Raw genomic sequence first — 13,368 nt, 5'->3', positions numbered from 1 at the left:
ATCTCCCCCTGTTTATCCTCTTATATTTAAGAAGATTCAAATAATCCAATATGATCTCCTATATTTATTTTATTCTAGATGCAAACTAATTCCATTAACCCTTCATACATTTGTATATGGCACTCATGGATACTTAAATTTAACTAGCCCCACTGATACTCTCCTAACTAATTAAATTGTTACCTTTATTAATACCATTCATAAGTCCAATTACCCTGTGAGCCATAAATTTCAAGATAATACCAACCTACATAAGGTACAATAAATGTTTTATCCACTATATAGTCTCCAATTTCATTAACTAAAACCTCCATCAGTTCTTGATTTGAGTTTGAAAGTTTAACTATAAAGTTCCCACTACCTTTATATGTGCCTTTAAGATGTAAACTACCTTCTGATATATATATCTTCCAAATCTGTTTCCCATCACTATCAACTATCTTTTCAGGTTCGTATTTTTTTACTTCTTCCTTAGCCTCAATCTTGGCTTCTTCTTCAGCTAATTTTTTTGCTTCTTCCTCTATTATTTTTTGTTTAACTTGCAAATCATCAGTAATATTAAGTGCAACTTCTGCCTTTGGCTTTAGAATATCAAGATTTAGTTTTAAATCGTTTGACATTGTTTGCCCTATTTGTTCAAAAAAATAATCCATGTTATTAAGTCTTTCATTAGCCGCATTAACAAAGTTTATTATATGGTTATCATTTATATACTCCTTCTCTTTTAACGCTGATATGTCTATATTTTGCTGAATGTCTTCTATAATGCCTTTTTCTAAATCTTTTTCGTTCATTATATATATTTCACCGATACATTCTTTCAAAATATCCCCATAACTATCTTTATAAGTGCCAACAGCCTCATACATATTAAAAAAGGCATAACTAAAATTTTCTTTTGAAATTTCCTCCATAATATCCTTATAATCTTTTTTACTACTATAAATCATATCAAGATCTTTCTCCATCTCATTCAGCTTCGCTTTTTGTGAATTATCTATATTCTTAACACTTCTTATTATATCTGATACTTTAGATCTAGCACTTTCCAGTGTCATGTCGGTCAAAAGTAATTCTTTTTGAATGCTATGTGCTTCTTTCACTGCTTCATCAAAACTTATCGGTTTGGAACATCCAGTAAAAGAAATTACAAGTAAAACTAATAAGAATATAATAGACATAGACTTTTTCATAAATTAAGCCTCCTTAAGATTTTTTTACAGTAATCTTTATTCTTTGTTTCAATGTTATCTAATTCTTTCTTCTGAAGTTTCTAGCTAGAATACTAATTTATTTTAATATAAGCTTATACAAAAAGAGGTTCATAATTAATTATAGATAAACATAATACTCTGTACTCATCAGACCTTTATTTATATCAATTGATACATTATCTTTAAGGTCAGGCTTATTTTCAAAGTTAAAATTGGATACTAAAGTTCCTATATCTAAACCTGTTAATTTTTTCAAATACACTATATTTACTCCATTATTTAGCATGTCCAAAATTGCTGTTATTTTATAACTCTCAGGTGGATATACATAATGAATCTTTTTTCCTACTTTTTTTTGCTTAAGCATTTCATCAATGCCAAGTATTTTATATGTTGTGATAAATGACTCACTAATTCTTGATGAACTTATATCAGTTCTATCTAATGCATTATATAGAAAATAGAACAATTTATCATCATCTAAATAGACTTTATTATAGTGTCTTTCTATAAATTTAATTGATTCTATAATTTGCTCCCTTAAGCTATTTGGAATCTTAATTAGAATTCCGTTATGTTCTATGGTTCTAGTTAACCCATCAGTTATATCAAATAATTGGAGCTCTAACATTTCATTTGGCTTAAGTGGAAGTATTAAACTTAGTTTTGCATATAATCTCGAAATTAATATATTTACAAATCTATTTTTTTCACTTTTAGTTTTAAATTTATTATTAATATTATCACTTATGTATAAATCAAACCTATATAAAATAGAATTTAATAAAGTCTCATTAATAACAGGTTTCTGAAAACTCTGTTCTAGTTGTTTACTTAGTTTCTCTTTAAAACCAACAGTATTTATGTAACCATATAGGGTATTGAAATCAAACTTTCTATTAATAAGAAAATCAAATAATCTCTTTAATGCAGCTATATGACTAGTTAATGAAGGTATTGAACCGATTTTAGTATCATATGAATATACAAAATACTCGTCAATGTGAGTAACATTTAAGTTGAAAACCTTTTCCTCGAGCATTCTATCCTTCAAATACTCTTGAAAATTCTTTAATTCACTTTTATACTGTGGACTTTCAATTAATAATTCATTAAGCAAATTTCTAAATATTTCACTATTTTTCACTTAAATCCCCCCTACTGTTTTCTATAAGGTTCATATTTACAAAATTAATAACAAAAATTTATTACGTTTCAAACTTCTCCCAATTTAATTTCCATTATACCATAATAATCCAATATATTGCTTTAAATAAGCATAAAAAAGACCAGTCAGAATTATATCTTCAAATCCCAACTGGTTCTGTTATAAGACCATTATTCAACTGTGAATTATTTCTAATTTCTTAAGATGCTTTTTTATAATTATTACTTGTTTATAACCTTTTAGTAAAGATAAAATTTAGTCTTGCCAGCCAACTAATTTATCATTTTCAAAATAGTAGTATTCACTTGATATTCCATAACTCCAGCTATATACCCATTGTTCACTTGTCACTGATTTTACAACCGTCCTGTTAATTTTGTTTGGTTGTCTACCCATGTGTACAATTAGCATGTCTTTGGTCATTCCTATCCACTTTTTCCCCTGTCCCAAATCTTTCCACACAGATTCTTTCCATTTAAAGATTGTTTTTGGATCCTTATCAAAAATACGATATTTCCCTTCGCCTGATTTCTCCTCTTTTAATAAACCTGTAATTCTATATGTTGAAGTTACAGCCTTTATTTCATCATTAATTACACCTTTAATTAATGTATCTGTATGATATATTTCTTTGCCGTCTGTAACTTTTTGTCCTCTTTCTTTAAAAATCTCGTCCTTATCAAAATAATGTTCATCAATTCTAATTTTAATATATCGAGCATCTCTATCATGATTAGTCAAAAGGTTTTCTGAATATTCTTGTCCTGTATCAGGATTAATTATTGCATACCTACCATATGATTCAATTCTAACCCAATAAGTTTTACCAATAAGTGGAGATTTGGTATACCATCCAGCACCATAATTAGCAATTTTATCTTCTCTTACATTTGGTATAATTCTTCCATCATCACTATACAAATTAACAGTTTTAAATACATGGTTCTTACCATTATATCTAGTCTCATCTGATTTTACACCATTTACATATTTTCTTTCATATTCTTTAAAAGGTTCTGTGCCTTCATATCCTTCGTACTTCCACTCTAGAATATCATCTTTACTTATTTTAACTGTCTTACTTTCTTGATTCCATACAACATTCATATCCAAGCTTTCTGCAATAAACCTTACTGGCACTAAAGTTCTCCCATTGATGGCTTTTGCAGGAACATCAAGCGTTTTATCTACGCCATTAACTTTGACTTCTTTGCTATCCAGTTCTAATATTATCTCTTTACCTTCTGCCACTCCAGTTATTATTCTTGTAGCATCGTCCCAACCTACTTCTAGTCCTAAAGCTTCAAATATTGCTCTTAGTGGAAGTAATGTCCTACCTTCAATTATTTGTGGTGGTACATCGAATTTCAATTCTTGCCCCTCTAATAATACTTTGATACCACTAGATGCATTTATAGTTTTGGGTGATGCAGCTATAAATCCTATAACTAATACAAATGTTAATAATATCTTTAAAGTTTTTTTCATTCCCATTTTCCCCCTTTATTTTTAAAAAAGATCCTTAATCTTACTTACATATTACCAAACCCCTCCATATTAAACAAGCAATAAAGCCAGTCAGGACTATGGCTTCTAATCCCAACTAGCTCTAAACTCAATCCCTAATCTATTCAATTACACACTCAATCTTTGTAACATCATGCATTCCAATAATTATCCGACCTTCAAATACTGTCATCTTTTCTATCATTTTGAAATAAGAATCTATATCAAATTCTTCAAATTCCATTCCATCTTCTACAATTCAAAAAAACTCCTAAGTTCATCTCCATCTTCAGCTTTCCACTTCTCTATGGAATCCTCTTTGTTTTCCCCCAAGGCGTTGAAGCTACAAACAAATGCTTTATATATAACTTCTTCATATATATGCTGATTCTTACATCTCACTTATCCTTTTTTCTCATATTTCCCATTATACTGTCACACCCTTCGTTTTAGTCATTCATTTGTAGGGTTCCAGGTCTTTCTTCCAAATGAACTACCACAACTTCCCACATTTCATTTTCTATAATTCCAAGATGACTTTTTTGAACATCATACTATGAAATAAATAGCAGGTCTTATGGCAGGAGTGACCGTAAGAATAAGAGTAGTAAAATTCGCTTGATATCAAGTTTTATGAATAGGGGAATATGTACCACACTACTAATTAAACTGTGTACCACATTTTGCTAAGAATCAAAACTATGTATTTCATGCAATCATAGCAATAATAACCTCAACCTCATCAAAAACCTCTTTTATTCTTCTGCCCTTCCCTACATCTTTAAAAATGATATGCTTTTCATCATGAGTAAATTTCATAATAACATATCGTTTTCGTTGATAATTAGCCATTTTTCGGTCTAATTCTACTGTTAAATTTTCTGTATTCCTACCACGCATTCCACGTGCCTTGAAGAGACGATTCAGATGCAGGAAGTATATAGTCCCCCCTTGGTGGCAGTACTTGTTTCAAAACTAACAGACTATTGCTATTATTGTGATTGTCTAATCATCCTTGTTAACTTGTAATATATTTACAATCATTTAAATTGTAAACAACAAAACCCTCAAATACAACTTGAATTCATGAGGGCTTTATTAATTACAATTTTTATTTTAGCTTAAACAAATATAACCGTTTAATTCCATTAGTATTTATGGTTGCAAAGTTTTTGATACATTTATTTATTATTAATAATCTAAAGTTCTTATCTTTTCTTGAGTAAAAAAGTTCTTGATATTATTAGGTGTTAGCTTACTATCTTTTAGCATCTTTGTGGTTTTTTCTTGCCATAAATAATCTTGAGAACCTGAGAAAGCTTTTGTTATTTCTTTTAGAACTAATATTGCTTGGTTAGACCATAATATCAATCTTTCTTGACTAACGTAATAAATATCAGGAGTTAGTTCCTTAGTTTTTTTATCTTTAAAAGTATTTGCATTAGATATAAATACTACAATAATATCACTATCCGAAAATAGTTCAAGTTTTTGTTTGTTATTTTTAATATATTGTTCATGTGTACTTGTCTCCCTAATATGTCGCAATATAATTTCAGGATCCCCTTCATATATCTTACTTTCTGTAACAATGCAAGTATTAGAATTAATTATCCAAATAGGATCAGGTGAACCTGTATCTTCGTAATTATAGGTTTTATACCCCAACCAGGTTCCAAGATTAGTTAAAGCATCTTCAAATATACGTCCTCCTTGAGTAATTGAACTTTCAATATTATCCAATTCCCTAAGAATACTATTTTTATCTGTTTTTAATAATTCATCCACAATTTTATTCTCAATGTTGGAAACAATATTAACAATCTCTTCTGTCTCTTCATTAGAACTAGTTTCTATAAGCTTAGTAAACCACTTTACAGACAATGTATTTTCCGAAGCTTTTTTCAACTGTACATTTGCTTTAGTTTTATTACTATTGCAAAAATGTGCATATGCAGAAAGGTAATACCAAAACCCTAAGTATCCTTTTAATTGCTCATCTTTACCCAAAAGTTCTATAATTTTATCAGCCTCTACGATTGCCTCTTCATAGTTTTCTATCCATAAACAATTATGAAATCCTACTTCATGTTGAGCTGATTTTTCCAATATTTTATTAATATCACTATTTATAGAAACCTTGGAAGCTATCTTTTTTGCTTCGTTTTGAATATATCGTTCTACCTCATCCCATTTTTCTCTATTATCTAAAAATATCTTTATCATACTCATTATTTCTTCTACAGACTTTTTGGAGTTGCCCAAAAATTGTTGCTTTGAAAAATTTAATTCTGCATGCAATTCGGGAATAAAAGAATCTAAATTTTTACTTTCTAAAACATACCTACTAAATTTTTCACCTATAATACACACTATCGCATAATCAGTATATTCCCTTGTACATCTACCTACTGCTTGCATCATCTTTATTTTCATTAATTCAGAAAACAAAACAGAAGAACCCATTCTATGACTTATAAAAAATTCTTGCGCATCTGTATTATCTTGAAGTTCAGTTAAAATAAGCAATCTACACTCATCATTTGGAAAGTTAATTCCATCCGGTCTATTGGATATAACTGCAATTGCCCTTTCTTGTTTAACAAATTCTTCTTTAAGCTTTTCTAAGTCTTGAGCATTATATGTCTTTTTCCCTCTATCTTCAAAATGTTCTATAAACATTTTTTCTGTTTTTTTATCCTTCACCATCATTAAACTTCTTGGAACATAATCAACAAGTTCATCCATAAAAACCTTAATTTCTTCTTTTTCGAAAAGTAGGGCAGGGAAGAGAAAAAACTTCCTTCCCATTGTTAATGTTTGAAATTTTTCATCATATATTTTAATCGTTTTTCGAATTCCAAAAGCTCTTTCTAACTCCCCACTTTTCCCTATTGTCGCAGACATATATATTCTTTGTTTTGAGTTTAAAAAAGGGGCAAAGATCTTTGTTGGCGAAATGAATGGTTTAATTAAAATATGATCAGTTGTTATAAATGTATTACAAGCAGATAAATTTTCCTTAATTTGTCCCCATGCAAATTTAAAATCAAGTTTATCATAATTATCTATATTCTTATCAATATAATCTTCTATCATTTCTTTGAAAATACTTTTAATATTTAAAAAAGATATATTAGGTATTTTATCAACATCTTTAATTGCAAATCCAATATCATCTACACACAAATCATAAATGGATTCTGATATGTACTCCCTTGATAATTCTATAAGATTATTATATAGTTCATTGTGAGTAATCCTAGATATCTTAACAGACCAATTGCTAGATATTAGATCATTTGCCGAATGAGAATCATCAAATATTATTATATCTGGGTCACAAAAGTATGGATTTGAATTAAAAAAGGAACTATAAGACGAAACTGCAATACTTCTTGAAAATTCATAATTATTTTTATCCTCTAATGTATAGTTTTTTTTAGGACCAACAAATGCTGTTGCGTTAATTCCATATTCATTACTAGCAAGTAATGAAACTTGATATACTAACTGATTCGTGGGACATAGATACAATACCTTATAGTTTCTTTCACTTCTTAAATAATCCCCAATCAACATGCCTACTAATGTTTTTCCTGAACCAGTTGGTAACTCCAAAACAACATCTTTTTCTTCAATGTTTTTCATATACTTGTCTATAATTGAACTTTGGTAATCATATAGACTTTTAATTTTCCGATTCTTATTACTATCAAATAATTCCTGAGGTGTACTATAAGATACATCCTCCTCGTTTCCAAAATTAAACAAGCTCATAAACTTACCCCTATTCAACTGAATTGTTCTATTTATCAAATCTAGTTCCTTACGACCGCAGCAAATTAGCATGGACCCGGGCTAATTGAGCAAAAATATAGCTCTGTATAATAAATTTATTAAGGCTCTGCCCTCAAACTCCCAGGGGATGCAAACAATTTAAAAAAACATTTGAAGTCAGTCTAATAGGCTCATCTCACCTAGTAGCCTTCCAAATTAAGCGGAGCAGGGAGGAATCGAACCTCCCTTGTACTCTAACATATTATTAATAGACAAACTTTTGGTTCACTTCTTCTATTCTCATGGCTTTAGTCGCACTGACCATCTGCTCCAGAAGTACAGCTACCGCCACCATACCTATATATAAAATAATTATTTTCATAAAATCAGCTCCTTTTTCTAGCTTTGCTTCGATATTCAGAGTTATTGTTTTACTAATCATCATTAAATAGACAGAGATCACCATCGAGTTTAATCCTAAACATGTTCATTATCTTTTGCCCAAATTATACCATAATTTTATAGTTAATACATCTTAAAACACTTCCAACCGTATTTTACCGTTCATTCCCCTTGGACATCTCTAGTCATAAGACATACATCTCTTCCTCAATCTTTTCACTCTTGTTTCTTTACGATAGAAGAATTATTCTAATAATTCTTCTATCGAGTAATATGTAAAACCTCCACCACCGTTCCAGTTATTGTTTTGAGAAACTTGGTTATTATCTTGTCCATTAATTACGGTCTCAAGTCTTGGAACGCAAATATCGTCAAGCTGGTTTCCATTTTCAAGTCCAATCCATTGTCGTCCTAACTTATGTGCAACTGCGCAAGTTGTTCCTGAACCTAGAAAAGCATCTAAAACAATATCATTTTCACTAGTTGATAACTTTATAATTCTTTCAATTAATCTTTCTGGTTTTGGAGTAGTAAAAATCGCTTGGTCTAAATTAATAATCTTTTTTAATTCTCTTTTTCCTTCTGCATTATCACCAACTTCGTCAATAGTCCAAATTGTTTTTGGAACTATGCCTTCTTGAACTTCTGATAAAAACCGTTTAAGTCTAGGCATTGCGTTCCCACTTTTCCCAAACCAAATTCTATTATCTTTTACCAATTCCTGAAACCGTTCCTCAGTAACACCCCAACTTCTACTTGAGGCAGGAACAATAATTCTTCCACTAGGTAGAGTAATTTCATATATTAAATGTTCCGACGGCGTTTTTACAGTTAAATCACTAGATGTCCATGGCCCCCGTGGGTCATTATCAATATTTTTGTATCTACTATTCTGTATTTCAGTACGTTCGAGTTTATGCATGTTAAATTTCATATAATCCTTAGCATATACAAGAATATAATCATGCACGTCCGAAAAAAATTTAGCATCATTTTGTGGAGAGCTTTTCTTTTGCCAAATAATTGTTGCTATATAATTTGAATGAGATTTATATTTATTAGAATCGCAATTAAAAATTTCATCCATCAAAATTTTTAAATAAGGCATCTCACTATCATCAATGTGAACAAAAATTACACCATCTTCTGATAATAAATTATACATAAGCTCAAGTCTGATTTTCATCATTGACAACCATTGATCTCTATCAAGAGCATCAGCATAGTGGTCAAAGGTTTTACCAGTATTAAAGGGTGGATCAATGTATATACACTTTATTGATGATTGATGTGTTTCCTGCAATTTGAATAAAGATATCACATTATCACCTTTAATTAACATGTTCTGTTTTGAAGAAGATTTTTCTCCATATTCATATTTCTTATTCAGTTGATACTTCTTTAATAATTCTAGTGAACCATAAATAGGTTCTCTAGACTCGTTAAAGAATAGAAGATTATTATTTTTATTATTCCAATCTAAATTAATCATATTTATTCCTTTCTACTTCAGGAGTATATCTGCTAGCTCTATTGATTTTATAAATCGGCACACGAACTCTGCAGGAATAATGATTTCAAAAAAACTATCTAAAGTTTCTTTTATAGTTGAGTTCGTAGAACCACCGATATGATATCGTTGTTTATTTGGATAATTCTCAGCATCAACATAAGCCATTTTACCTTGTGCAACCGTATTTATATGATGATAATAAACAGAACAACTCACTGGAAATCTAGTTAATGGCTCCACTTTACCCAGAGGAATTCCTTCACTATGCTCAGTTCCAGTCGGATTTAACATCTGAAACGATTTTGTATCCATGATTAATCCATGATTTTTTGCGTATTTATCTAAATCATTCAAGACACCCTTAAGTATATCTTTACCAAAGTGAATATCAAATCTCTCTTTAGCTCCTTTATTAGGATCTGACAACATATTTTCAATTTGAATACCCTCTTTTACCTTCAGAATAATATCAAAGTTACTATTATAATAAATATCAAGTATAGGAGAATCTCCACGGCTACTGTCCCCTCTTAGAACTAAACCTTTCGAACCTAACAAATGATTAATGTACTTTATGTTGTAGCTATTAATTAACTTCATTCTTTAACCTCCAATCTTCTAATTTTTTTTGCCATACATCTTTTTGAACAAACATACTGATATTAAAATTCATCTTTTGCCTATTTTCAATTCCAATCGCTTTATATAAACTAGGAGTATATTTTAAGTTAGTAACTAAAAAGTCTTCCTCAAATCCCCATTGAATCATTATTTCAGGTAAAATAAATAACTCTTTCAACAATAAAATAATATCATTAAATTGATTGGGTGAAATTTTTATAATATTACAAATATTTTTAATATCTTCCAAATTATTAAAATATATTCCTCCAAAAATATTTATAAAATATTGTAGAAATTTAGGTATGAGAACAGCAATTTCAATTTTAGAAGCTAACTTTGTCACCAAATTATTAAATCCAATATCCTTAACATCGTTAGTATCTATCTTTAAAATAGCGCATTCAACCGCACATACAATATATGCTAGTTTTATATCAAGAACTAATGCTCCTGCAGCTTGGCAAATTTCATTAGAGTCTATGTAATATTGAGAATTTTTATTTGCTGGACTAAGTTTTTGAATTCTAGCTACTTTTCTTACAAAATCTTTATGTGAAGTTAATAGGTCTGTAAAAGATTGAGCTCTTAAAATTAAATTGGGTTCTCTCCAAACCTTTCCGTTTATTAGCGAAAGATATGCCCTCACTTCATTATAAGCATTTTGTTGATATCTCGAAAGATTATTCCTGGGTGCCAAGCATAGTTTTATAAAATCTTTAGACATTATCGAATATTTTATTTCATTCCATAAATAAAACATTGAAAAAATTGCTTCTTGATTTGGATTAATTTTATTATATAATTCAAGTGGTTCTAGTACTGTAACATTTAATTTGTCAGCTTGAATTTTTATGTCCTCTAATTGTTTACTTAAAGCAACCATTATATTATTGTTTGCATTGATTAGATTGGAAATTCCTACAAATAGAAATAAATCATTAAAGGTACATCCTCTTTTACACTCTACTAAGGTAGTATTTACAGAAGTACTATCAAATACTTTTGCATATATATCTAATTCTAAAACATCAACTTTCCCTGAATTATTCACCTTTTCTTCTATTACTTTTAGATTAGTATCAATATAATAATCTAGTGTTTGGAAACAAGAATTCGTAAATAATTCCATTTTATGTCCTGTGTCATATAACGAATTGATATCCATAATATTTATCTCCTATTTAATTCACCATTCTAAATATAGTATTTTTATTAATGATAGATCTACAGCAATCAAAGCGAAAAAATAAAATAGATTCTCATTCTACTTGAAATTAAACTTTTCATTTTATTCTTAGCGATATCCAAATCTCATGGATGTTCGATATATTATAATTTTCAAAGTAGATAACAGTTATATAGAAAATATTGTTATCATTAGTTTATATCATATCTCTAAATTTCTCAACTAATAATTCTATAATTTGACAAATTCATAGATTGTTCTGATTATTTATTTCCACCAAACATACCAACACTAAAATCCTCAGCATCCTCTGAGGACTTTAATCTTAACATATTCTTACTAACTTCAGGGCAGTAACCTCCCCCTATATTCTAGTTACTGCTCCCATATTCCTATTCATAGTAATCTACTATCTGTTCCATAACTATTCCTGATTCAAACTGTATCTCTAGTCTTTCACCTTTACTCACTTTGGTGGTTTCAATTAACCTTCGTACCAAGTCCTCATCATACTCTCTTACCTGTGGACTTACGGTCTTTAAGGTGCTATCCGCTTCTGTTAATCGCTGTTCGTACATCTCATCCTGTTTCTTTTCTTGTACAAGCCTTATTTTTGCCTTTTTAAGCTCGTTTATCTCTTGGGATATCCTTTTGTACTCATCATCAAAGTCCCTTGCCACTGCTCCTTGTTTTGCGTTTTCTTCGATTAATGATAGCATTTCTTTTTGCAGATTTTCTATTTTTTCATCATATTCTGTTGAGGTGTTTTTTGTAGAATAATTACCTATGACCCTGATAATATTTTCTCTGAATGCTCCTATAAAGTCTCCATTATTTTCTACTACATTATTAATAGCTGTCATTAATGTATGATGTAGGGGTTCTTCTTTAAGGGTAGGCGAGTTTTTACAAGTTGCCTTTATACCATTTTTTAGTCTGTTTTCACATCTCCACACTGCACTTTTTTGTCCATATTTTGACCAGACTTGTCTTCTATATGGATGTCCGCATTCGGCACATACCAGTATTTCTGTTAATGCATATTTAGAGCTGAACTTACTTTTTTCCTTTTTTAGCTTGTTTGCTTTTCTTGTGACTGCTGCTTTATTCAGGCTGGCGCGTCTTGTTTTTTCTTCCTGTACTCTATAAAATATTTCCTTTGGTATAATAGCCTCATGGTTATCTTCGATATAGTATTGAGGTACGATTCCGTTGTTTTTTACTCGCTTCTTTGTCAGAAAATCTACGGTATAGGTCTTCTGCATTAAGGCATCTCCCATATACTTTTCATTAATTAACATTCTTTCAATTACGCCAGGATGCCATTTATCTTTTCCAGTTACTGTTTTAATTTTATCTTCTTCTAAGGCTCTAGTAATCTCTAGGATACTAGAACCTTCTAAATACATTCTAAAAATACGTCTTACTATCTCTGCTTGCTCAGGTACTATGACCAGCTCACCACTTTTTTTATCTTTGGTATATCCCATAAACTTTTTATGATTTACTGAGATGATTCCATTTTCATATCTTCTTACGATTCCCCATCTTGTATTTTCGCTTATATTTCTGCTTTCTTCTTGTGCCTGACTGCTTAAAATGGTGATTAGTAATTCTCCTGATCCTTCTAAGGTATTTACACCTTCTTTTTCAAATAATATACCTATATTTTTTTCTTTTAGCATTCTTATTGCTTGTAAGGCATCTACGGTATTCCTTGCAAATCTGCTGACGGACTTAGTGATTATCATATCTATTTTTCCTGCCATACAGTCTTCTATCATGGCATTAAAATCGTCTCTTTTTTTGGTATTGGTTGCAGATATACCATCATCTGCATAGATACCTGCCAGTTTCCAATTAGGATTACTATTTATCTTCTCTGTATAATAAGCAATCTGGGCCTCATAACTGCCTTCTTGTTGTTCTAGTTTTGTACTAACCCTGCAGTAGGCTGCCACTCTTAGGACTTTTA

General features: G+C 30.0%; 10 protein-coding genes and 1 tRNA gene. All 11 read right to left on the bottom strand.

What is annotated here, in order from left to right:
• Nucleotides 1–188: 188 nt before the first annotated feature.
• Nucleotides 189–1,193, bottom strand: a complete 1,005-nt coding sequence (locus FYJ83_RS07045; protein WP_154439631.1) for a hypothetical protein — start codon at nucleotides 1,191–1,193, stop codon at nucleotides 189–191.
• 139 nt (nucleotides 1,194–1,332) lie between these two features.
• Nucleotides 1,333–2,361, bottom strand: a complete 1,029-nt coding sequence (locus FYJ83_RS07040) for a hypothetical protein (protein WP_154439630.1) — start codon at nucleotides 2,359–2,361, stop codon at nucleotides 1,333–1,335.
• A gap of 276 nt (nucleotides 2,362–2,637) precedes the next feature.
• Nucleotides 2,638–3,870: a copper amine oxidase N-terminal domain-containing protein gene (locus FYJ83_RS07035; protein ID WP_154439629.1), complete on the bottom strand. Its 1,233-nt coding sequence runs from the start codon at nucleotides 3,868–3,870 to the stop codon at nucleotides 2,638–2,640.
• Nucleotides 3,871–4,140: 270 nt separating this feature from the next.
• A complete protein-coding gene (locus FYJ83_RS07030) occupies nucleotides 4,141–4,290 on the bottom strand; it encodes a hypothetical protein (RefSeq protein ID WP_154439628.1) in 150 nt (49 codons plus the stop codon).
• Between the two features lie 306 nt (nucleotides 4,291–4,596).
• Nucleotides 4,597–4,788 carry a hypothetical protein gene (locus FYJ83_RS07025; protein ID WP_154439627.1) on the bottom strand — a complete coding sequence of 64 codons (192 nt, stop codon included), beginning with the start codon at nucleotides 4,786–4,788 and terminating at the stop codon, nucleotides 4,597–4,599.
• A 291-nt stretch (nucleotides 4,789–5,079) separates the two neighbouring features.
• Nucleotides 5,080–7,668, bottom strand: a complete 2,589-nt coding sequence (locus FYJ83_RS07020; RefSeq protein WP_195837941.1) for a DEAD/DEAH box helicase — start codon at nucleotides 7,666–7,668, stop codon at nucleotides 5,080–5,082.
• A gap of 221 nt (nucleotides 7,669–7,889) precedes the next feature.
• A tRNA-OTHER gene (locus FYJ83_RS07015) sits at nucleotides 7,890–8,000 on the bottom strand.
• A gap of 314 nt (nucleotides 8,001–8,314) precedes the next feature.
• Entirely contained in the window at nucleotides 8,315–9,562 is a 1,248-nt protein-coding gene (locus FYJ83_RS07010) for a site-specific DNA-methyltransferase (protein ID WP_154439625.1), read from the bottom strand.
• Between the two features lie 12 nt (nucleotides 9,563–9,574).
• Nucleotides 9,575–10,183 (bottom strand): hypothetical protein, encoded by a 609-nt coding sequence (locus tag FYJ83_RS07005; RefSeq protein WP_154439624.1) that lies wholly within the window; start codon nucleotides 10,181–10,183, stop codon nucleotides 9,575–9,577.
• Nucleotides 10,170–11,258, bottom strand: coding sequence for a hypothetical protein (locus FYJ83_RS07000; RefSeq protein WP_195837940.1), 1,089 nt, complete (start codon nucleotides 11,256–11,258; stop codon nucleotides 10,170–10,172). Before FYJ83_RS07000 ends, FYJ83_RS07005 begins: the two co-directional genes overlap by 14 nt.
• Nucleotides 11,259–11,785: 527 nt before the next feature.
• On the bottom strand, nucleotides 11,786–13,368 hold a 1,583-nt coding region (locus tag FYJ83_RS06995; RefSeq protein WP_154439622.1), incomplete at its 5' end, for a recombinase family protein.

It is taken from the genome of Tissierella pigra, from assembly GCF_009695605.1.
GTDB classification, from domain to species: domain Bacteria; phylum Bacillota; class Clostridia; order Tissierellales; family Tissierellaceae; genus Tissierella; species Tissierella pigra.
Note: the sequence above shows the minus strand (reverse complement) of the source record. Positions and strands in the feature narration are given on the sequence as shown.

Coding starts and splice junctions, on each gene's coding strand:
- FYJ83_RS07020 (WP_195837941.1), bottom strand. CDS start 7,668: ATGAGCTTGTTTAATTTTGGAAACGAGGAGGATGTATCTTATAGTACA.
- FYJ83_RS07025 (WP_154439627.1), bottom strand. CDS start 4,788: ATGCGTGGTAGGAATACAGAAAATTTAACAGTAGAATTAGACCGAAAA.
- FYJ83_RS07005 (WP_154439624.1), bottom strand. CDS start 10,183: ATGAAGTTAATTAATAGCTACAACATAAAGTACATTAATCATTTGTTA.
- FYJ83_RS07010 (WP_154439625.1), bottom strand. CDS start 9,562: ATGATTAATTTAGATTGGAATAATAAAAATAATAATCTTCTATTCTTT.
- FYJ83_RS07045 (WP_154439631.1), bottom strand. CDS start 1,193: ATGAAAAAGTCTATGTCTATTATATTCTTATTAGTTTTACTTGTAATT.
- FYJ83_RS07035 (WP_154439629.1), bottom strand. CDS start 3,870: ATGAAAAAAACTTTAAAGATATTATTAACATTTGTATTAGTTATAGGA.